General features: G+C 60.6%; 22 protein-coding genes and 1 pseudogene. 15 read left to right on the forward strand and 8 right to left on the reverse strand.

Translation table 11 applies throughout. The features are described 5' to 3' along the window. The first annotated feature begins 39 nt into the window (after positions 1-39). Positions 40-303: a putative hemolysin gene (locus J0F90_RS04655; RefSeq protein ID WP_016928925.1), complete on the forward strand. Its 264-nt coding sequence runs from the start codon at positions 40-42 to the stop codon at positions 301-303. A 36-nt stretch (positions 304-339) separates the two neighbouring features. Here J0F90_RS04655 and J0F90_RS04660 read toward each other — a convergent pair whose 3' ends face one another. Then, the gene (locus tag J0F90_RS04660; RefSeq protein WP_033641184.1) at positions 340-957 is read right to left on the reverse strand and encodes a hypothetical protein; all 618 of its coding nucleotides are present in this window, start codon (positions 955-957) and stop codon (positions 340-342) included. Positions 958-1130: 173 nt separating this feature from the next. Between J0F90_RS04660 and J0F90_RS04665 the strand changes: the two genes are divergently transcribed. Together J0F90_RS04665 and J0F90_RS04670 are read left to right on the forward strand one after the other, a co-directional pair. Further along, entirely contained in the window at positions 1131-1913 is a 783-nt protein-coding gene (locus tag J0F90_RS04665; protein ID WP_016928923.1) for a DeoR/GlpR family DNA-binding transcription regulator, read from the forward strand. Positions 1914-1915: 2 nt separating this feature from the next. Continuing rightward, positions 1916-2299 carry a VOC family protein gene (locus J0F90_RS04670; protein WP_033641183.1) on the forward strand — a complete coding sequence of 128 codons (384 nt, stop codon included), beginning with the start codon at positions 1916-1918 and terminating at the stop codon, positions 2297-2299. On the opposite strand, the gene J0F90_RS04675 is transcribed toward J0F90_RS04670, so the two are convergent. Beyond that, positions 2300-3208: a LysR family transcriptional regulator gene (locus tag J0F90_RS04675; RefSeq protein ID WP_033634044.1), complete on the reverse strand. Its 909-nt coding sequence runs from the start codon at positions 3206-3208 to the stop codon at positions 2300-2302. A 125-nt stretch (positions 3209-3333) separates the two neighbouring features. Here J0F90_RS04675 and J0F90_RS04680 point away from each other — a divergent pair, with 125 nt between their 5' ends. From J0F90_RS04680 to J0F90_RS04700, 5 genes are all read left to right on the forward strand, one after another. Continuing rightward, entirely contained in the window at positions 3334-4215 is an 882-nt protein-coding gene (locus J0F90_RS04680) for a pirin family protein (protein ID WP_016928920.1), read from the forward strand. 116 nt (positions 4216-4331) lie between these two features. Next, the gene (gene ycaC / locus J0F90_RS04685; RefSeq protein WP_033641182.1) at positions 4332-4958 is read left to right on the forward strand and encodes an isochorismate family cysteine hydrolase YcaC; all 627 of its coding nucleotides are present in this window, start codon (positions 4332-4334) and stop codon (positions 4956-4958) included. 154 nt (positions 4959-5112) lie between these two features. Further along, positions 5113-5442 (forward strand): hypothetical protein, encoded by a 330-nt coding sequence (locus J0F90_RS04690; protein WP_015376796.1) that lies wholly within the window; start codon positions 5113-5115, stop codon positions 5440-5442. 75 nt (positions 5443-5517) lie between these two features. Continuing rightward, complete coding sequence (locus J0F90_RS04695; protein ID WP_033641181.1) at positions 5518-5970, forward strand: thiol-disulfide oxidoreductase DCC family protein; 453 nt, start codon at positions 5518-5520, stop codon at positions 5968-5970. 86 nt (positions 5971-6056) lie between these two features. Next, positions 6057-6308 (forward strand): hypothetical protein, encoded by a 252-nt coding sequence (locus tag J0F90_RS04700; RefSeq protein WP_016928917.1) that lies wholly within the window; start codon positions 6057-6059, stop codon positions 6306-6308. On the opposite strand, the gene J0F90_RS04705 is transcribed toward J0F90_RS04700, so the two are convergent. The 3 genes and pseudogenes from J0F90_RS04705 to J0F90_RS04715 form a co-directional block, all read right to left on the reverse strand. Beyond that, positions 6299-6847, reverse strand: coding sequence for a GNAT family N-acetyltransferase (locus J0F90_RS04705; RefSeq protein WP_033641180.1), 549 nt, complete (start codon positions 6845-6847; stop codon positions 6299-6301). The two genes, J0F90_RS04700 and J0F90_RS04705, sit on opposite strands and share 10 nt — an antisense overlap. 98 nt (positions 6848-6945) lie before the next feature. Continuing rightward, positions 6946-7686: pseudogene (locus J0F90_RS04710) on the reverse strand (DUF2076 domain-containing protein); the annotation flags it as partial. 107 nt (positions 7687-7793) lie between these two features. Then, entirely contained in the window at positions 7794-8597 is an 804-nt protein-coding gene (locus J0F90_RS04715) for a helix-turn-helix transcriptional regulator (RefSeq protein ID WP_033641179.1), read from the reverse strand. 117 nt (positions 8598-8714) lie between these two features. Between J0F90_RS04715 and J0F90_RS04720 the strand changes: the two genes are divergently transcribed. After that, entirely contained in the window at positions 8715-9485 is a 771-nt protein-coding gene (locus J0F90_RS04720; protein ID WP_033641178.1) for a class I SAM-dependent methyltransferase, read from the forward strand. A gap of 57 nt (positions 9486-9542) precedes the next feature. Here J0F90_RS04720 and aqpZ read toward each other — a convergent pair whose 3' ends face one another. Continuing rightward, complete coding sequence (aqpZ, locus tag J0F90_RS04725) at positions 9543-10238, reverse strand: aquaporin Z (RefSeq protein WP_004940529.1); 696 nt, start codon at positions 10236-10238, stop codon at positions 9543-9545. 425 nt (positions 10239-10663) lie between these two features. On the opposite strand from aqpZ, the gene J0F90_RS04730 reads away from it, so the two are divergent. Continuing rightward, the gene (locus J0F90_RS04730) at positions 10664-12025 is read left to right on the forward strand and encodes an esterase-like activity of phytase family protein (RefSeq protein ID WP_033641177.1); all 1362 of its coding nucleotides are present in this window, start codon (positions 10664-10666) and stop codon (positions 12023-12025) included. 31 nt (positions 12026-12056) lie between these two features. On the opposite strand, the gene J0F90_RS04735 is transcribed toward J0F90_RS04730, so the two are convergent. Further along, positions 12057-13232 (reverse strand): low temperature requirement protein A, encoded by a 1176-nt coding sequence (locus tag J0F90_RS04735; protein ID WP_033641176.1) that lies wholly within the window; start codon positions 13230-13232, stop codon positions 12057-12059. Between the two features lie 309 nt (positions 13233-13541). On the opposite strand from J0F90_RS04735, the gene J0F90_RS04740 reads away from it, so the two are divergent. Further along, positions 13542-13826: a YdgH/BhsA/McbA-like domain containing protein gene (locus J0F90_RS04740; protein WP_004940519.1), complete on the forward strand. Its 285-nt coding sequence runs from the start codon at positions 13542-13544 to the stop codon at positions 13824-13826. Between the two features lie 241 nt (positions 13827-14067). Continuing rightward, a complete protein-coding gene (locus J0F90_RS04745) occupies positions 14068-14625 on the forward strand; it encodes a class I SAM-dependent methyltransferase (RefSeq protein ID WP_016928909.1) in 558 nt (185 codons plus the stop codon). Here the strand turns inward: J0F90_RS04745 and J0F90_RS04750 are convergent, their stop codons facing one another. Further along, entirely contained in the window at positions 14626-15087 is a 462-nt protein-coding gene (locus J0F90_RS04750; protein WP_021504707.1) for a GNAT family N-acetyltransferase, read from the reverse strand. A 218-nt stretch (positions 15088-15305) separates the two neighbouring features. On the opposite strand from J0F90_RS04750, the gene J0F90_RS04755 reads away from it, so the two are divergent. The 3 genes from J0F90_RS04755 to J0F90_RS04765 are packed head-to-tail and all read left to right on the forward strand — an operon-like array spanning position 15306 to position 19109. Next, the gene (locus J0F90_RS04755) at positions 15306-16421 is read left to right on the forward strand and encodes an ABC transporter substrate-binding protein (protein WP_033641175.1); all 1116 of its coding nucleotides are present in this window, start codon (positions 15306-15308) and stop codon (positions 16419-16421) included. Continuing rightward, positions 16414-18537: a TonB-dependent siderophore receptor gene (locus J0F90_RS04760; protein WP_033641174.1), complete on the forward strand. Its 2124-nt coding sequence runs from the start codon at positions 16414-16416 to the stop codon at positions 18535-18537. The genes J0F90_RS04755 and J0F90_RS04760 overlap by 8 nt, the downstream gene beginning before the upstream one ends. A gap of 53 nt (positions 18538-18590) precedes the next feature. Next, positions 18591-19109 carry a GNAT family N-acetyltransferase gene (locus J0F90_RS04765; RefSeq protein ID WP_033641173.1) on the forward strand — a complete coding sequence of 173 codons (519 nt, stop codon included), beginning with the start codon at positions 18591-18593 and terminating at the stop codon, positions 19107-19109. Positions 19110-19146: the final 37 nt, after the last annotated feature.

Raw genomic sequence — 19146 nt, forward strand, 5'->3', positions numbered from 1 at the left:
CGGAGCGCTCCGCCGTTCGTTTTTGCATAAGCTGAAAAAATGAAAAAAACGTTGATGCTTTCCCTGCTGGCAGGGATGACGATGTTGCAGGGGTGTTCCGTGAAATCCAATGAGGCGCCGCCACCGCCGCAGGTGAAACCGATCGGCATGGCGAACCCGGCCGACGTGTACTGCACCCAAATCGGCGGCAAGCTGAACGCCAAAGAGAATGCGGCAGGCCAGTATTCCACCTGTACCTTGCCGAGTGGGCAGGAAATTGAAAGCTGGGAACTGTTCCGCCGCGATCATCCGGTGAAAAAGTAACCCTATGCGGCGCCGGCTCTTCCGCCCGGCGCCCGATCAGAATTGGCGATCGCCTATCGGCTGCAGCTGCAGGCTGCCGTCCTTCTGTAGCGTCAGCGGCATGCGCCAATCGCGCTGTTTATCCAGGTTGAACGGCCGGGAGCGGAACATGCAGCCGGTCTTGATGTTCTTGATTTTCATCACGTGTTCCGCGTCCGTATTGATTTTTACCTCGAAGCTGCCGGCGGGCGGAATAAAGACTTCCGCCAGCTGCTGCGGCGCCGCCGGCGTTTCCAGTTTGACCAGCACCGCGAAATCGTTGCCCTGATTATCCAGCGTCAGCCGATGCAGGCCGGATGCGGGCAGCCGCGTCGGCTGATGCAGATAACCGGCTGAGGCGGGCCACGGCTGGCCGGCATTGTCGTGCAACGGCCCACCGCACTGTTCGCGCGCCTCTCGCAGCGGCATTTCGCGCTTGATTGCGCGATTGTAATCGGCGGGGGCGGCGAGGCTGAATTCGTCGTCATATTGGTGGGCGCGCAGATAGCGCTTGGCGCCGAGCACCCCAACGGCGACCAGCATGAAGAACAAAAATATCCTCAGTCGATTTTTGAAAATCAGCCCGAACAGCTTCCCGGGGAGTTGAAACAGCCACCTTGCGATCGTCAATAACATCGTTTTCCCTTAGCGCCCAAGCCGTTACGTCTGCGGTAACTTCGCTTGCCTCAGTATAGCCAACATCCCGCAGGCGAAAATCCTGCCCGGCGATTTTTCTTCCGCCCTGGATTGTACGTTTGTGTTTGTTTGTGTACATTCATGATCACTTTTAGCGTCACCGGATTGACATGATGTCCAAACTGTTACCGAATGAGCGTCACCAGGCCATTCTTGACACGCTCCGCCAACAGGGGCGGGTGCTGGCCCTGGAGATGGCGCAGCGGCTGAACACCACCGAAGCGACCATCCGCCGCGATCTGCGCCAGCTGGCGGCGCAGAACCTGTGCAAACGCATCTATGGCGGCGCGCTGGCGCCGACGCCGGCCGAGGGGCCCGTTGCGACGCGCATTGCGCTCAGCGGTGACGAGAAGCTGGCGCTGGCGCAAACCGCGCTGGGGGTGATCGGTGAAGAACAGCTGATCTTCCTCGACGCCGGCAGCACCCACCTGTATCTGGCGGATCTGTTGCCGCGCGATCGGCGTTTAACGGTGGTGACCAATGCATTGAGCATCGCCGGCAAAATGCTGGAGCGGCCGGGGATCCGCACCATCCTGATCGGTGGCGAGTTGGATGCGCAGGTCGGCGGCTGCGTGGACGCCAAGGCCGCGGAAGAAATCGACGGTTTCCATTTCGATTTGGTGTTCACCGGCATTTGCGCCTACGACCCGGCCGGCGGCTTCTCCGCGTTGAGCTACCAGGACGCCACCTTCAAAAAGCGGCTGTTGACGCGCGCCGGCAGCGTGGCGGTGCTGTGCACCCGCGACAAGCTCAATACCTACGCCCCTTACCCCTTCCTGCCCGCCGGGCGGGTGGATCATCTGGTGACGGCGCGCGGCGCGCACCCGCAGCTTGAGCTGCAGGTGGCGCAGGGCGGTGGCCAGGTTTGGCACAGCGATTTACCGACCGGAGAATGATGATGAAAATAGCCCATGTTGCTCTGTGGACCCGTGACATCGACGCGCAGCTGGCGTTCTGGCAGCGCTATTTCAACGGTGCAGCGGGGGAGGAGTATGTCAGTCGAAACCGGCCGGGGTTCGTTTCCCGCTTCGTCAGCCTGGCGGCCGGGCCGTCGCTGGAGATCATGCGCGTGCCGACGTTGCTGCCGGCGCAGGCGCAGGAGGAGCGGGTCGGTTGGGCGCACATCGCGCTGTCGCTGGGGGATGAGCGGCAGGTCGATCGGTTGGCGCAGCGCGCACGGCAGGAGGGCATCTTGCTGTCCGCGCCGCGCTGGACCGGCGACGGTTTCTACGAGGCCGTCATTCGCGATCCAGACGGCAACGCGATCGAAATCACCGCCTGATCACTCTTCTTCAATGCTGGCGAACTGCTCGCCCAGATAGTCGAGCAGCAGCCGCACCGCCGGCAGCAGGCCGCGGCGCGACGGGTAAACCGCATGCACCACGCCGCCCTGCGGCTGCCAGCCCGGCAACAGTTGCACCAGCTCGCCGCGCAGCATGTCGTCGCGCATCATCATCGCCGGCAACTGAACGATGCCGGCGCCGGCGATGGCGGCGGTGCGCAGCATCAGCATGTCGTCGGTGACCAGCCGCGGCGTGTGTTCCCACTCCACCCGTTCACCCTGTGGGCCGGTCAGCCGCCATTGGTGCTGACCGCGCGCCGGGCCGAGATCGAGCGTCGGGTATTTACGCAGGTCTTCCGGCGTGTGCGCCGGCCCGAGGGTGCGCACCAGCGCCGGGCTGGCGGCGACGCACCAGGTGCGCTGCGCCAGGATTTTCAGCACCAGATCGCTGTCCTCCAGCGGCGGCGGCCGCACGCGGATCGCCAGATCCAATCCTTCCCCCACCACGTCCACCCGGCGGTTGGTGGCCTCCAGATGCACCGTCACCTTGGGATAATCGGCCATAAAGGCCGCCACCATGCTGCCGACGCGAGTGTGCAGGATCGCCACCGGGCAGGACATGCGCACCGTGCCGCAGGGCTCGGCGCGCGTCTGTTCGATCGCCTGCTGCGCCGCTTCCGCTTCCACCAGCATCGCCTTGCAGTGCGCGTAATAGGTTTGGCCGACCTCGGTCACCGAGAAGCGCCGCGTTGAACGCTGGATCAGGCGCACGCCCAACCGCTCCTCCAGCAGCGCCACGCGGCGGCTGAGCTTGGATTTGGGAATGCCCAGCGCCCGGCCGGCGGGGGCGAATCCCTGGTGATCGACCACGCTGGCGAAGAAAAACAGATCGTTCAGATCGGTCAGCATTGTATCCCTTATCGTTCTATCAGTAGAACGCTGAGTGTACATCTTGCCTACTACTGCAGCAAACTCCGGCGGATTAAACTTCTGACATCAACTTAAGGCCGTGAGGTCTGAAACGGGAGTTCAAGATGAAAAAAATCCTCGGTATTCACAACAGCCCGGAAGCACATTGGGTCGGTAACGGTTTCCTGGTGAATTCGCTGTTCTCTTATAACGATTTGGGGGCGGAAATGAGCCCGTTCCTGCTGCTGGATCACGCGGCGCCAACCAAATTCCGCTCCGCCTCCGGCACCCGTGGCGTGGGTCAGCACCCGCATCGCGGGTTTGAAACGGTGACCATCGTCTATCAGGGCGAAGTGGAACACCGCGACTCGACCGGCAGCGGCGGGGTGATTGGCCCCGGCGACGTCCAGTGGATGACCGCCGCCTCCGGCATCCTGCACGAAGAGTTCCATTCGCGGGACTTCTCGCGCAAGGGCGGCACCATGGAAATGGTGCAGCTGTGGGTCAACCTGCCGGCCAAGGACAAAATGGCCGAGCCGGGTTACCAGACGCTGTTGAACGCCGATATTCCGGTGGTTCCGCTGGCGGACGGCGCAGGGCAGGTGCGGGTGATCGCCGGTGATTTTGGCGGCCACGCCGGCCCGGCACGCACTTTCAGCCCGCTCAACGTGTGGGACATGAAGCTGAATGCCGGCCATACCACCACGCTGACGGTGAAAGAAGGCCATACGCTGGCGCTGGTGATGCTGCACGGCGCGATCCTGGTCAACGGCGAAGACGTGGTGCGTGAAACCCAAATGGTGCGTTTCGACCGGGCGGGGGATTCGATCACCATCGAAGCCAACAACGACGTCGCGCTGCTGGTGCTGAGCGGCGAACCGATCGATGAGCCTATCGTCGGCTACGGCCCGTTCGTCATGAACAGCGACGCGGAAATCCAGCAGGCGTTCCGCGATTTCAACAGCGGCAAGTTCGGCAGCATGAACGCCGAAGCGAGCGCCGGTTGAACTTTGGCGCCTGGGGCGGGCCGTGTTTCCCGGCTCAGGCGCTACACTTAAACCTCAACGCCCCGCCGCAAGGCGGGGCGTTTCATCCGCAACATCAACCCCACAGGAGTAAAACCATGACTGCAAACTACAAGCGCCTCGACAAAGACCAGGCCGCCGTATTGCTGGTGGATCATCAGGCAGGGCTGCTTTCGCTGGTGCGTGATATCGATCCCGATCGGTTTAAAAACAACGTGCTGGCGCTGGGTGATTTAGCGAAGTACTTCAACCTGCCGACCATTCTCACCACCAGTTTCGAAAACGGCCCCAATGGCCCGCTGGTGCCGGAACTGAAAGCCCAATTTCCCGATGCTCCCTTTATTCCGCGCCCCGGCCAGATCAACGCCTGGGACAACGATGACTTCGTCAAAGCGGTAAAAGCCACCGGCCGCAAGCAGCTGATCATCGCCGGCGTAGTGACCGAAGTGTGCGTGGCATTCCCGGCGCTGTCGGCGCTCAATGAAGGTTTCGAGGTCTTTGTGGTGACCGACGCCTCCGGCACCTTCAATGAGCTGACGCGTCAGTCGGCCTGGAGCCGCATGGAAGCCGCCGGCGCGCAGCTGATGACCTGGTTCGGCGTCGCCTGCGAGCTGCACCGTGACTGGCGCAACGATATCGAAGGGCTGGGCACGCTGTTCTCCAACCATATCCCGGACTACCGCAACCTGATGACCAGCTATAACACGCTGACGAGCGGTAAGTAACGCGACGACCCTTTACCCAACCTTTCGCCTTTCATCACGTTAGACGTGGGATGTAAGCAAAACGCAGTGAGGCGAAAAGGTAGCGAAAAGCGGCTTTCTCATGGGCCGGGGGCGGGGTAGCGTAATCCCGAACCCGGCAAATGAGGCTAATTTAATGAAACAAGCAATCAAGATCCTGGCGCTGCCCTGCATGGGCATGGCGCTATTGTTCAGCGCGAGCGCGATGTCGGCGCCTGAGAAGCCTGCGGCCAACGCGTTGCCGCCTTTGATGGATGCGCCGATGCGCATGCCGCCTTTCCCGGGCGGGCACCCGCCCAAGCCGGGATTCTGCCACGGCGGCGAGCTGTTCTGCGCCACCTCGGCCAGCGACAATCCGGTGGAAACCATCAACAAACTGACGGCGGTGATCCCGGCGGGCAGCGCGAAACATTACGAAGTGCGCGTCGCGGTGGTGGCCGTGCCTGACGCGCCGCCTGCGCCTTAACGAGCCCTGTCATCCCGTCCTGGCCTGGGGGCGCCAGGTGCGTTAGGCTAAGGAGAGCTGTTCTCGGGAGGCGGGATGACCCCTTTATCACAGCTGCCTTATCTCCAGCCCGGCGATCGCGCGCTGTTGTTCGACGGCGAATGCAATCTGTGTCACGGGCTGGTGAGATACCTTATTCGCGCCGATCGGCAGCGGCGCATTCTGTTGGCGACGGTGCAATCCGTCGAAGGGCAGGCGATCCTGCAGGCGCTGGGATTGCCGACCGATCGATTCGATTCCGTGGTCTATGTTGAGCAGGGGCGCTGTTGGCTACGTTCGGCGGCGTTGTTTCAGGCGCTGCGCCAAGTGGGATGGCCGTACCGCGCGCTGGCGCTGGCGCGTTACCTGCCGCCGCGACTGGCGGACAAGGTCTATGATGCGGTCGCCGGCAATCGCTACCGGCTGTTTGGCCGCAACGACGGCAGCGGCCTGCCGGGCGCCGATCAGCCCGGGCGCTATCTGTCTCGGCGGCGGGAGCCGCCGGCCTGAGCTTTACGCTTCTTTACCATCCAATCGCTTGAAATATCAGCACTCCAACTCCATATAATGGAACGTTCAACCAACAAGGAGCGCGTATGGGAATCAGTGAAGAAGAGCGCATTCGCCGTTTGACCCAGGAGAAAAACGACATGGGCAATACGGCGAAATGGGTGGCGATCGTTTCCGCCGTGTACTTTGCCTTGATGGTGTTTTACGGCCACCCGACCGGCGTGTTGGCGATGTCGGGCGCGGTGTTCATCGTGTCGACCACTACCTGGCTAAAGAAGCGTCAGAAGGTCAAATCTTATCGCATGGCATTGGCCAAAATCAGCGACGATCAGCCCTGATAGTCGCCGCGCTTTAGTGTGTACACCAGGCTCGGCGCCGCGCCGGGCACGTCATCCAGCGTATCCACCCGCCGCATGCCGATCTTTTCCAGCACTCGCCACGACGCCTGATTCTCCGCTCGCACAATGGCGGAAATTTCCTCCATCGCCAATCCGACAAAACCATATTGCAGCGAAGCCCGCGCCATCTCGGTGGCCAACCCCATGCCCCAGACGCGTGTATCGAATCGATAGCCGAGGTTCACGGTGCGCTGCGCGCCGAGCGGTTTCCAGGACAATCCGCCAAAGCCGATAATCCAATCCGGCCGTTCGCGCAGGGCGATCGCCCAGGAACCGTAACCGTGTTGTTGCCACCCGGAAATCCTCTCTTGCAGCGCCGAGGCGGCCTGCGCTTCGCTGGTGAGCGGGCCGGCGGGATTGAAACGCTGGGTTTGCGGATCGCCGAAGATGGCGTAGAAACGTTCGAGATCCGCCATCACTGGCGGGCGCATCTGCAGGCGTTCGCTGAAAAAAGGGTCTGAAGGAGTAAGGCTCATCATCGTTTCTCCCGGCTGGATAAATGAACAGTGTTCACTGTAGACCAGATTGGTGAAACGGGAAATCCCCCTCTGCAGGTGAGAGGGGGCGAAGGGAATTGCAGGAAGGAGTCGTCGTCGTCGCTGTAATCGTCGTCGGCGTAATCCGTGTCGTCCTGATAGCTGGCGTTCTGGAAGCCGTTGTCCTGGTTCAGGAAGCTGCCACCATCGCCGTTGTTGAAGGTATCGAGGTTGTTGGAGGCGTCGAAATTGCGCATTGCGCTGTCGTCCAGCGGCGCCGGGGTTTCCTCGATAATATTTACGATTTCCTGTGGTTGCGAATGGCGGAACATGCCGGTCAGCATGTCGGCCAACACCACGCCGCCAGCGACGCCCGCCGCCGTTTGCAAGGCGCCTCCCAGGAAGCCGCCGGCGCGTGAAGGCGCCGCCTGCTGCGGTTGGGCATAGGCAGGCTGCTGCTGTTGCGTGTAGCCCCCCTGCTGCGCGTTGTTCCAGGCCGCCGTATTTTGCTGCTGTGCCTGATACTGTTCGCGCGGGCTTGGCGTGCGGCTGCCGCCGCCGAACAGACCGGCCAGGAAGCCGCCGCTGCTCTGCTGGCCGTTGGCGGTTTGCTGCAGCTGTGCCACCTGAGCCTCCAGCTCTTTGACCCGCTGATCCATCTGCTTGAGCGCCGCCTCCTGAATAATCATCGCCTGCGCCATGTAATAAGGGGCGGAAGGCTGCTCGCGAATATGCTGGTTGATTTGCTGCTCTGCCTGGAGATCCCGTGGGCCCGTCTTGGTCTCGGCGTCTTTCAGGCGGCCAAACAGACCATCGATAAGGCGTTGTTCTTCGGATTGCATAGGAGTACCTCAGGAGATAAATAACGGTGCTGGATGATCATTATCATCGGTATTAATCACCCTAGCGCGTTTACATGAACCAATAAATAAATGGCGGGTAAACTTGCCTATGAATTTGTTACCAATTGCGGCAGCGGGATCAGCATCACCAGCTTCAGACCGGCGTGTTCTGCCGGGTGGAAGGTCAGTTGGCGATAGCGCAGTGCGCCTTGCCGAGAATGCTCGAACGCTCTTTCGCCGCCTTCGCGCGCCATGACGTCATGTTGCTTCCACCAGTGATTAAAGTCCGCGCTGTTGTGCGTCATGTTGCGCACGAAGGCGCGCATCTCTTCGGTATTTTGATGATGGCTGGTCTCGGCGCGAAACTCGGCCACCACGCGGCGAGCGCGTTCCTCCCAATCGCTGACCAGCGTTTTCGCCAACGGGTGGAAGAACATGAAGTGCAGCAGATTGGGGCTGTTGGCCACATCCAGCCAGCCGCTGAACAGCGCCGCCGCCTGCGGGTTCCAGGCGACGACGTTCCAGGTCACGTCCAGCAGGTAGCAGGGCACCGTCATCTGGTGCACGCTTTGCAGCACCGCGTCGTTGGCGGTTTCGCGGTGTGTTTCCTGCTCGGGGTCGGCGACGCGCGCGAGGGTAAACAGGTAGTGGCGTTCGGCCGGGCCGAGCCGCAGCGCCTTGGCGATGCGTGCCAGCGTATAGGGGGAAATGGATACCTCGCGGCCCTGTTCGATCCAGGTATACCAGGTGGCGCTGATGCCGCTGATTTGCGCCAGCTCTTCGCGCCGCAGGCCGCTGGTGCGACGGCGCGAGGAGCTGGGCAGGCCGAGCATTTCCGGCGTGATGCGTTCGCGGTGCGCCCGCAGGAACGCGCCGAGGGCCTTTGGCCCGGATAAGGCTTCTGATGACATAGCGTGGTACCTATTTATACCAGGATAACTGCTCATATTGTACCCGTATAGTAGCCTGATTATAGTAGCCAAAAGCCTTCAGGCACAGGCGCAAGCCGGATAATAACGGGAGCAAACATGAGCATCAGCAACAGCCATAAAAACGCGGTAGACCGGCAGTTCGGCGAGCAGGCCAATGCCTACTTAACCAGCGCGGTACACGCGCAGGGCAAGGATTTGCAACGCCTTGCACAGTTACTGGAGCCGCACGCCGACGCGCGCCTGCTCGATCTGGGCTGCGGCGCCGGGCACGCCAGCTTCACGGCGGCGGCCAAGGTGGCGCAGGTGGTGGCCTACGATCTGTCGGCGCAAATGTTGGCGGTGGTGAAGCAGGCGGCGGCGGAAAAAGGCCTGAATAACATTCAGCTGCAGCAGGGCGTGGCCGAGTCTTTACCGTTTGAAGACGCCAGCTTCGATCTGGTCATCAGCCGCTATTCGGCGCACCACTGGCACGACGTCGGCCAGGCGCTGCGCGAGGTCAGGCGGGTACTCAAACCGGGCGGCAGAGCGATCTTTATGGACGTGGTCTCGCCGGGGCATCCGCTGCTGGATATCTACCTGCAAACCGTGGAAGTGCTGCGCGACACCTCGCACGTGCGCAATTATGCGCCGGGCGAGTGGCTGACGTTATTGACCGAAGCCGGGTTGGTGGTGCGTGAGGTGACGTCGGATCGCTTGATGCTGGAGTTCGGCAGCTGGGTGGCGCGCATGCGCACGCCGGCGCATTTCGTTACCGCGATCCGCGCGCTGCAGCAAAGCGTGTCGCAGGAGGTGGCGGCGCATTTCGCGATTCAGCCGGACGGCTCCTTTACCAGCGATATCATGATGTTTGCAGTGACGAAGGGCTGAAAGCAACGGGGCAGCCGATGAAGGCTGCCCCGTGAAACGCGATCGACTGCGATACGCTTATTTTTTGTCTTCCAGCAGGCAGCGGTAGATCAGGCCGCCGATAATGCCGCCGACCAGCGGCACCAGCCAGAACACCCACAGCTGCTGCAGCGCCCAGGTGCCCTGGAAGATCGCTACGCCGGTGCTGCGCGCCGGGTTGACGGAGGTGTTGGTCACCGGGATGCTGATCAGGTGGATCAGCGTCAGCGTCAGGCCGATCGCCAGCGGGGCAAAGCCTGCCGGTGCGCGCTTGTCGGTCACGCCGTGAATAACGATCAGGAAGAAGGCCGTCAGCACCAGCTCAATCACGATCGCGGCTTGCAGAGAATAACCGCCCGGTGAGTGTTCGCCGTAACCGTTGGAAGCGAAGCCGCCTGCGGTGGCGTCGAAACCGGCTTTGCCGCTGGCGATCAAATACAGCACCGCCGCTGCGGCGATACCGCCGATGACCTGAGCGATAACGTAAGGAATTACGTCTTTCGCCGCGAAACGGCCGCCGGCGAATAAGCCGACGGTGACCGCCGGGTTAAAATGCCCGCCGGAAATATGGCCGACGGCATAGGCCATCGTCACCACGGTCAAACCGAAAGCGAGCGCGACGCCGAGGAAACCAATACCCAGCTGTGGGAATGCCGCTGCCAATACTGCGCTACCACAACCACCAAACACCAACCAAAATGTGCCAAAAAATTCAGCAAAAAGTCGCTTTGACATAGATTCCATCCTGCGGAATAGACTAACGGGCGTTAGCACTAAAAACTATAGAACAGCTTTTTGAGTTCATGCAGATATTCTATAGAATTTTCTTAATGCACCTTGAATAACGGCGGTATTAAATCCCTGGTATTTTATTTTGTCTATGAGAAAAACACCGTTTTTCCCCGTGCCGACGCGCGTTTGCCGATTTTTTTATCTTTGCTATAAGAATTTACCCTAAGCAAAATGGCGGGCTATTTTCGGGCGGTTTTTTCCAGCGGTTTTCTCCATTCAATACGCTCAGGTTAATTGCTAATTTCTATTTGCCAGCCAACCTTATTGCTTGTTTTACATTTGACGCAGCGCCTGTTGTCATCTAAGTGTCATGCTAAATTAATATCTTCTTCTGCCTGATAACGCTTCATTCAACCTCGGGTAAAAACATGAGAATAAAATCGCTCTCCCTGCTGTTGGCTTCGCTGTTTCCTGTATTCACCTACGCTGCAGATATTGAGGTGGCGCGTTATGTGGTCGGCTTCCCCGGCGGGGAGCGCGTCGCCTATCAGGGGGCGTTTGCCAAGCATTTCCCGCAGGGGCTGCCGGTGGGGATCGGCTCAGGGCTGTCGTTCAATCGCAAGCAGGGCGACGATCTGGTGCTGACGACGCTGACCGATCGCGGCCCGAATGCTGATGCCCCTGCGGTGGGCAAGCAAGAAGCCAAGATTTTCGCCAATCCGCAATTCACGCCTCTGTTGATGGATATTCGTATCGGCGGCGGCAAGGCCGTGGCCGAGAATGCGCGGCCCTTGCATGACGAAAAAGGGCCGATTAGCGGGCTGCCGCTGCCGAGCGAGCTGATTGGTTCCACGAACGAAGTGGCGTTGAACGACGCGCTGCAACCGCTGTCCGGCGATCGCCGCGGGTTGGATACCGAAGGCATCATCGGTGACGGCAACGGCGGCTATTGGCTGTGTGACGAGTATGGCCCGTTTCTGATCCATGTCGACGGCAAAGGTAAAATTCTCGCCAAATATGGCCCAACGCCGCAGGCCGGCGAGCAGGCGGTGGCGAGCGGTTTGCCGAACATCCTGAAGTGGCGCCAGCCTAACCGCGGTTTTGAAGGGCTGACTCGGATGCCGGATGGGCGCATTCTGGCGGCGGTGCAGAGCACGCTGGATGTCGACGGCAAAAGCAAAAACAAGGCGCAGTTTACCCGGCTGGTGAGCTTCGATCCGCGCAGTGGCAAAACTGCGATGTATGGCTATCCCATCGATATCGACCGCTATAAAAAAGCCAAAGACGCCAAGATTGGCGATGTCGTGGCGTTGGACAACCAGCGCATCCTGTTGATTGAACAGGGAACCGGTAAAGATAAGACGATGATCAACAAGATCTATCTGGTGGATCTCGCACAGGCCAGCGATCTGAGCGCGTTTGACGGCCAGGGTAAAGCGTTGGAGTTCGATGATGCGAAAGATCTGGCTAAACGCGGCGTGAAGCTGGCGCAGAAACGGGAAGTGGCGGATCTGCGTCAGTTGGGTTGGCGCCAGGAGAAAGCGGAAGGGTTGGCGCTGATCGACGATCGCACGCTGGCGGTGATCAATGACAACGATTTCGGCTTGCAGGCGAAGCTGGTGGATGCGTCGCCAAAGAGCAAAAAAATCGGCGACTACCAGTTGGAGAAAGAAGGGCGGTTGAGCCTCGACGGCGACAAGACCGACGCCCGTATCGAATTGCGCCCTCTGGAGCAGCCGGAGTCGCTGAGCGAGCTCTGGGTGCTCACCTTGCCGCAACCCTTGAAGTGATCGAGAGGGGGCGGCAGCGCCCCCGTTCGCTTCAGGCTTCCGCGTGCCGCTGCGGCGCTCTGCCGCGCGAGATGCTCTCCCACACCGCCACCACCACCATGATCAGCGTCGTCAGACCATTGACCATCAGCAGATCGGTTAAATAGGCGGCGGGGGCCAATACCGCCAGCGCCAGCAGCCCGACCAGGTGCGACAGCGGGAAGCGGCGATACACCAGCCGTTTATACAGCGCGTTGGCGAACAGGTAAATCGCCGGGCCGAGCAGCAGCACCGCCGCCGTGGCGTGTTGGATGCGGCCGTCGGGGTGGGCGATCACCAGCTCGTTGGCCACGGCGCAGACGATGATGGCACCCACCAGCGCGACGTGCACGTAGTGGAAATAAGCGCCCAGCTGGCCGGGGTTTTCCGCCTGGCTGATGGCGTGGCTGCCTGCTTTGCTGCTGGTGTCGAAGTAAACCCACCACATCGCCAGGCTGCCGAGAAAGGCCACCAGCGAGGCGATGAGCACCGGCAGACTCCAGCTTTCCATCTCGCTCAGGGTGGCGCCGGTGATCAGAATGGTTTCCCCCAGCGCCACGATAACGAACAGCTGGCAGCGCTCCGCCAGATGGTGGCCTTCGATGGTCCATTCGCTGCTGCTGTCCGAGCGCCCCAGCACCGGCAGACGGAAGCCGAACATCGGCGAGACGTATTCGCACAAGACGGCGATCGCCCACAGCGCCAGGCGGGCGTTGCCTTCCTCCAGCCCACCGGCGATCCAGAAGACGGCGGAGATGCACAGCCAGCCGAGGATGCGGCGAAAGTTCTGTTTCAACGGGTGACCAGGCGCCAGCAGGCGCAGCACCGTGACAGAGCGGCCGACCTGAATGGCGACATAGAACAACGCGAAGATCAGGCCGCGCTCGCCAAACGCCTGTGGCAGCGCGGCGGCGGCGAACAGCCCCAGCAGCATGATCGCGAACAGCAGCAGGCGGATCTGACGGGTATCCGGATTGAACCAGTTGGTGACCCAGGCGGTGTATTGCCAGGCCAGCCAGACGGCGAACCACAGCAGCAGGGTTTCCAGCGCGCCGGTCAGCGTCAGGTGATGCAACAGATAGTGGGAGAGTTGGGTCACGGCGAAAACGTAGATCAGATCGAACAGCAGCTCGGAAAATGACACCGAAGCGCCCTGACCGTCACGCACGCGCAGCAGGTTTTGCGACATAAGCGTTCTTCCTTAAAAGGGTAAGCCACAAAATCAGCGTAGCTCAGCGCGCTCCGGCGGGTAAAAAATCTTAAATAGACGCGGCGCGCGCTCTTTCTTTCACCCTGTCTTTAATTGTTCATCAAATAGGGGTAAGGTGAAGCCTATAAAGCCACTCTCGCCTGAAAATACACACCCGCTCTTACTTCCTCCTTATTCTCCTCACAATGATTGATGTTCTTTACGTTGCATGACGTCCGTTTTCATTGGCTGGCGGATAATTAACATCACTGACAACGAGCTAATAAACAAGAACACCTGGAGTCAATCATGAAACTCATCCCAAGCATCGCAGCCGTATTGATCGCCGCCGCTTCCTTCTCCACTTTCGCCGCGCCGCTGTCGTCGGTGAAACAGGTCAACAGCGAGCAGGCCGCCAATCTGCAAAGCATCGGCGTCGTGTCGGTTTCCGGCATTAGCGGCTCACCGCATGATGCCATCACCGCCCTTAAAGAAAAAGCCGCGGCGGACGGCGCCAGCCATTATCGCATTATCGGTCTGGACACCCCCGGGGATTCCAGCAACTGGCGCGGCAATGCGGAAATTTATCGCTAAGCATCGGCTTTTTTACGCTTTGGCCGTGGCAACACGGTCAATAAAATAAACGGTCGTAATAATTATCTGGGTAGTCGGTGTATAAACGACTTATTTTCAGGTCATTATTACGGCCGTTTTTCTTTGCGTGCCGCTGATGAGGTTGCATTTTATTACAACTGTGTCTGCCGCTTTCGGAATCATGTTAATGATTACTTAAGAAATTCGGCTCACATTGAGGGCTTAACCCAAGGAGGCCTCAATGTTAAATGCGACCCGGCTGCAACTGATGAATCACTTCGCTTACCTGCAGCAATTTATGGCTTCACCGCGCACCGTCGGTACGCTGGCACCTTCTTCTCCGTGGCTGTGTCAGGCGATGCTGAACCAGATTGAATGGACCCGGGCGCTGTCGATCGCGGAACTGGGCGCGGCCGACGGGGTGTTGACCAAACGCATTTTGGGGCGGATGCGCGCCGATGCGGCGCTGGAGGCTTTCGAAATCCAGCCCCATTTCGTGCATCGGCTGCGCGGGATAGACGATCGGCGGCTGCAGGTGATGGGCCATTCGGCGACCCGGATGGCCACGGATTACGACGTGGTGTTTTCCTGCCTGCCGCTGCTGTCGATCCCGGTCAGGATCAGCGTGCGCATTCTTCAGCAGGCCCGGCAGCGGCTGCTGGCGCGCAACGGCACGCTGGTGCTGTTCCAATACAGCCACCTGTCGGAAAAATTGCTGTCGCGCTATTTTCACTGGAGGCGCCTGCGGGTGGTGCGCAACTTCCCGCCGGCGCTGGTGTATGTCTGTACGCCGCGTTAGCTACAGTTTTTTCTCCATCACCACCACCTCTTCGTCATGCTGCCGCCGGCGCTCCAGAGGTTGCCAACCCCAGCCGGCGTACAACGCTTCCGATTTGTCGGTGATGAGATGCAGAACCGAGTGATGGCGCTGCCGCGCCGCCTCGACGATGGCCATTTCAAGACGGTGGGCGATGCCCTTGCGGCGGTGATCGGGATGCACGAAGACGCCGGCCAGCCACGGGGTGAGATCCTGGCGCTGATGGTCGTCGCTGGGCCACAGGCTGGCCATGCCCACCGGACGATCGCCGTCGATCATCATCAGCGTCAGGTGATCGTCGCTTGGCCGGCTGCATTGGGCGAAACGCAGCTGGGTGCGCGCCAGCGAACCGCCGCGCTGTGAGCCCCATTGGCCGAAAGCCCAGGCGGCGCACACATCGGCAAACTGCGGGCACTCCGACAGCGGAATGATGCGTTGAGTCATGGCGGTCTCCCGGTTTTTTGCTGTTTCCCCCTCCTATTTAACCGATTTTTCCGCCATTTTTTTAACTTTTTAAAGCCGCTATTTTAGCGGTTTCACGGTGTTTCACCGCGTGCCCGGCACCGTTTCCCGGATTTCTTTTGGCAATCGCGGCGTGGGATTGCAAGTGCTAATGAGAGTGATTATCATGCGCACACTATTTCCCCCGTTTCGGCTCAATCATGCGCAATTCCCTCATTTTACTGCTGCTTTCCCTGTGGTTCGGCGTGTTCTCCGCCCAGGCGAAGACGGTGACCGATATCACCGGCCGCCAGGTCGCGGTGCCGGACAACCCGCAGCGCATCGTGGTGGGGGAGAGCCGCATGCTGTATACGCTGGCGCTGCTGGAGCCGGGCAACCCGGCGCAGCGCATCATCGGCTGGCCGGCGGATCTGGCGCGCTTTGATGCGCAAAGCTGGCAGCTTTATACGCAGAAGTTTCCCCAGATAGCCCAGATCCCCGTCATCAGCGGCAATAACTTTCGCCAGGTCAACATCGAAAGCCTGCTGCAGCTGAAGCCGGATCTGGTGATCCTGGCGCGCTACGCGCGTGAAGACGGCGACAACGAGCGGCTGGTTTCCGCACTGAGCAAGGCCGGCGTGGCGGTGATCTACGTCGATTTGCGCATCGATCTGCTGAACAACACCGTGCCGAGCGTGCGGCTGCTGGGCGAAGTGCTCAACCGCCAGCAGCGCGCCGAGCAATTCATCACGTTTTATCAGCAGCATATGGCGGTGGTTCAGCAACGGCTGGCGGGCTATCAGGGGCCGAAGCCCAAAGTGATGCTGCACCTGCATCTGGGGCGGCGCGACACCTGCTGCACCACCGCCGCGCACGGCAATCTCGGCGATCTGCTGACCTTCGCCGGCGGCGACAACATCGCCAACGCCAGCGTCAAAGGGGTGTATGGCGAACTGAACCCGGAAACCATTCTGAGCGCCAATCCTGACGTGTACCTCGCCACCGGCATGGCTGGCCCGCAGGGCAAACGGCTGTCCGATCTGCGCCTCGGGCCGCAGGTCAGCCCACAGGAGGCCGCCGACAGCTTCCGTCGGCTGATTGCCAAACAGCCGATGCTGACCAACCTGCAGGCGGTGAAAAACCACCGCGCCTGGAGCGTCTGGCACAATTTTTACCTCAGCCCGTACCATGTCGTGCTGGTCGAGATGTTCGCCAAAGCGTTTTACCCGGATCTGTTCGCCGACATCAACCCGCAGCAGACCTTCCAACAGCTGTATCAGCAGTTTTTGCCGTTACCTTTTTCAGGGACCTATTGGAGTCAGTTAGATAATGAATAACAACAAGCGCGGCTGGTGGTGCGCATTGCCTTTGACGGCCTGCGCGACATCGCCGGCGTGGGCGGCGGAAAAAGCCGCGCCGCAGGAAGAGAACCTGGTGGTGGTCGGCCGCAAAGACGCCGACGGCGTGCAGAGCTATCAGCCGTTGACCAGCGTCACCGGCACCCGCAGCGAAACCAACCTGCTGAACGTGCCGCAAGCGATCGACGTGGTGCCGCAACAGGTGATTGCCGATCAGGCGGTCAGCAGCCTGGACGAAGCGCTGTACAACGTCAGCGGCATTACCCAGGCCAACACGCTGGGGGGCACCCAGGACGCGGTAATGAAACGCGGCTTCGGCGACAACCGCGACGGCTCCATTCTGCGCGACGGCGTGCGTTCGGTGCAGGCGCGCAACTTTACGCCGACCACCGAGCGGGTGGAGGTGCTTAAGGGGCCTGCCTCGATGCTGTACGGCATGGGCGAGCCGGGCGGGATGATCAATATGATCACCAAAAAACCCCAGCTGCAGCAGCACACCCACGTGGAAGGTTGGGGCAGCAGCTTCAACGGCGGCGGCGGCCAGCTTGACGTTACCGGGCCGCTCGGCACGTCGGGATTTGCCTATCGGATGATCGTCGATCACGATGAAACCGACTACTGGCGCAACTTTGGCCGCAATCGCCAGACGGTGATCGCGCCCTCGCTGATGTGGTACGGCGAGAACACCACCGTGCGATTGGCCTATGAACATATGGAATATCTGGTGCCGTTCGATCGCGGCACCATTATCGATTCGCGCACCGGCAAACCGGTGAATACGCCGCGCGATCGCCGTTTCGACGAAGCCTATAACGCCACCCGCGGCGATCAGGACAGCGTCACTCTGCAGATCGATCAAACGCTCAATGAGCGCTGGAAAAGCTCGCTGACCTACGCCTACAGCCGCAACAGCTACAGCGACAACCAGGCGCGCGCTACGGCGCTGAACCCGGAGAGCGGCGCATTGAGCCGCCAGGCCGACTCGACCGCCCATGCCGTCAGCCACGCCAACGCGGTGCAGCTGACGCTCAATGGCGACGTGGACTGGGGCAGCATCAACCACCAGATGCTGTTCGGCTTTGATTTTGAAGATAACCGTACCTACCGCGGCGACATGATCCGCGGTAAAAAGAACAGCGATTTCAATATCTATCATCCGGTATACGGCCTGATGCCGCCGTCGACCGCGGTCAGCGCCAAAGACAGCGACCAGCGGGAAAATCTCACCAGCTACGGCTGGTTTATGCAGGACTCCATCCAACTGACCGATAAATGGCTGGTGATGGGCGGGCTGCGTTACGACGCTTTCGACGTCTATGCCGGCAAGGGGCGGCCGTTCCAGACCAACACCGACAGCTCGGACGGCAAGCTGGTGCCGCGCGCCGGTGTGGTCTACAAGCTGACGCCTTACGTGTCGCTGTACAGCAGCTATACCGAGTCGTTCAAGCCGAACTCTTCCATCGCCACCCAAATTGATTCGCTGCCGCCGGAACAGGGCAAGTCGTGGGAAGTCGGCGGCAAGCTGGCGCTGCCGAACGGCGTCACCGGCACGCTGGCGCTGTTCGACATCACCAAGCGCAACGTGATGGTCAATGAGCTGGTGGAGGGCGAAACCGTGACGCGCACCGCCGGGCGCGTGCGTTCGCAGGGCGTGGAGCTGGACGTGGCCGGTAATCTTACCGACTCGCTGAGCCTGATCGGTTCCTATGCGTATACCGACGCCCGCGTGGTGGACGATCCGGACAACAAGGGGAAAGAGATGACCAACGTGGCGCGCCATACCGCCTCGCTGTTCCTGACCCAGAACCTCGGCAGCCTGGGCCTGTACAGCGGCGATGAGGTGCGTATCGGCGCCGGTGCGCGCTACGTAGGGCGCCGCCCGGGCGACGCCGCCAACAGCTTCTACCTGGATAACTACACCGTTGCCGATGCGTTCGCCGCTTACACCATGCCGATCAACGGCTATCGGGTGAAATGGCAGCTGAACGTGAAGAACCTGTTCGATAAAACCTACTATCCGTCCAGCGGCGGCAATCTGCGCGTGGCGGTGGGGGAACCGCGTGAGGTGGTGCTGCGCGGCAGTATCGATTTCTGAGCCACGGGCGGTGAAATTTGCTTAAATAACCGCCCCAACGTTAAGGAGAACCCATGAGCCTGCAGATCCGTTTGGCGCAGCAGCAGGATATCGCGCATCTGATGGCGGTTGAGCGCTCGGCGGCGCAATTGTTTCGCCAACAGCCGGAATGGCGCTTTATCGCCGAAGGCGAGGTGATGTCCCCGCAGCAGCATGCCGCGTTTATCGCCGAGCGCCGTGAATGGCTGGCGGAAAGCGACAACGGCGAGTGCGCCGGTTTTATCGCCGTGCTGGCTCAGGAGGAAGACTGGCATATCGCCGAATTATCGGTCGCCGGTGCCTGGCAACGGCAGGGCGTCGGCCGCCGCCTGATCGGCGCGGTGGCGGAAGAGGCCAAACGGCGGGGGGCCGGCCGCCTGACGCTTACCACCTTCATTGAGGTGCCGTGGAATGCGCCCTACTACCGGCGGCTGGGATTCCGGCCGCTTGACGATGCGCGGCTCACGGTCGCCCTGCGGCGGCACCTGGATGAAGATCTGGCGCACGGCTTTGCCGTCGGCAGTCGCTGTGCCATGGAATTTACACTATCGTAAATATTGAAATACAGAGCGGGCAAGGTATGATGCTGCC

The organism is Serratia marcescens subsp. marcescens ATCC 13880 (assembly GCF_017299535.1).
GTDB classification, from domain to species: Bacteria; Pseudomonadota; Gammaproteobacteria; order Enterobacterales; family Enterobacteriaceae; genus Serratia; species Serratia marcescens.

What these genes read in the sequence shown, in the direction of transcription:
- J0F90_RS04740 (WP_004940519.1), top strand. Translation starts at nt 13,542, where the DNA reads ATGAAACTCATCCCAAGCATCGCAGCCGTATTGATCGCCGCCGCTTCC.
- J0F90_RS04720 (WP_033641178.1), top strand. Translation starts at nt 8,715, where the DNA reads ATGAGCATCAGCAACAGCCATAAAAACGCGGTAGACCGGCAGTTCGGC.
- J0F90_RS04705 (WP_033641180.1), bottom strand. Translation starts at nt 6,847, where the DNA reads ATGATGAGCCTTACTCCTTCAGACCCTTTTTTCAGCGAACGCCTGCAG.
- J0F90_RS04755 (WP_033641175.1), top strand. Translation starts at nt 15,306, where the DNA reads ATGCGCAATTCCCTCATTTTACTGCTGCTTTCCCTGTGGTTCGGCGTG.
- ycaC (WP_033641182.1), top strand. Translation starts at nt 4,332, where the DNA reads ATGACTGCAAACTACAAGCGCCTCGACAAAGACCAGGCCGCCGTATTG.
- J0F90_RS04695 (WP_033641181.1), top strand. Translation starts at nt 5,518, where the DNA reads ATGACCCCTTTATCACAGCTGCCTTATCTCCAGCCCGGCGATCGCGCG.
- J0F90_RS04750 (WP_021504707.1), bottom strand. Translation starts at nt 15,087, where the DNA reads ATGACTCAACGCATCATTCCGCTGTCGGAGTGCCCGCAGTTTGCCGAT.
- J0F90_RS04730 (WP_033641177.1), top strand. Translation starts at nt 10,664, where the DNA reads ATGAGAATAAAATCGCTCTCCCTGCTGTTGGCTTCGCTGTTTCCTGTA.
- J0F90_RS04765 (WP_033641173.1), top strand. Translation starts at nt 18,591, where the DNA reads ATGAGCCTGCAGATCCGTTTGGCGCAGCAGCAGGATATCGCGCATCTG.
- J0F90_RS04675 (WP_033634044.1), bottom strand. Translation starts at nt 3,208, where the DNA reads ATGCTGACCGATCTGAACGATCTGTTTTTCTTCGCCAGCGTGGTCGAT.
- J0F90_RS04760 (WP_033641174.1), top strand. Translation starts at nt 16,414, where the DNA reads ATGAATAACAACAAGCGCGGCTGGTGGTGCGCATTGCCTTTGACGGCC.
- J0F90_RS04745 (WP_016928909.1), top strand. Translation starts at nt 14,068, where the DNA reads ATGTTAAATGCGACCCGGCTGCAACTGATGAATCACTTCGCTTACCTG.
- J0F90_RS04715 (WP_033641179.1), bottom strand. Translation starts at nt 8,597, where the DNA reads ATGTCATCAGAAGCCTTATCCGGGCCAAAGGCCCTCGGCGCGTTCCTG.
- J0F90_RS04665 (WP_016928923.1), top strand. Translation starts at nt 1,131, where the DNA reads ATGTCCAAACTGTTACCGAATGAGCGTCACCAGGCCATTCTTGACACG.
- J0F90_RS04680 (WP_016928920.1), top strand. Translation starts at nt 3,334, where the DNA reads ATGAAAAAAATCCTCGGTATTCACAACAGCCCGGAAGCACATTGGGTC.
- J0F90_RS04690 (WP_015376796.1), top strand. Translation starts at nt 5,113, where the DNA reads ATGAAACAAGCAATCAAGATCCTGGCGCTGCCCTGCATGGGCATGGCG.
- J0F90_RS04670 (WP_033641183.1), top strand. Translation starts at nt 1,916, where the DNA reads ATGAAAATAGCCCATGTTGCTCTGTGGACCCGTGACATCGACGCGCAG.
- J0F90_RS04655 (WP_016928925.1), top strand. Translation starts at nt 40, where the DNA reads ATGAAAAAAACGTTGATGCTTTCCCTGCTGGCAGGGATGACGATGTTG.
- J0F90_RS04660 (WP_033641184.1), bottom strand. Translation starts at nt 957, where the DNA reads ATGTTATTGACGATCGCAAGGTGGCTGTTTCAACTCCCCGGGAAGCTG.
- aqpZ (WP_004940529.1), bottom strand. Translation starts at nt 10,238, where the DNA reads ATGTCAAAGCGACTTTTTGCTGAATTTTTTGGCACATTTTGGTTGGTG.
- J0F90_RS04700 (WP_016928917.1), top strand. Translation starts at nt 6,057, where the DNA reads ATGGGAATCAGTGAAGAAGAGCGCATTCGCCGTTTGACCCAGGAGAAA.
- J0F90_RS04735 (WP_033641176.1), bottom strand. Translation starts at nt 13,232, where the DNA reads ATGTCGCAAAACCTGCTGCGCGTGCGTGACGGTCAGGGCGCTTCGGTG.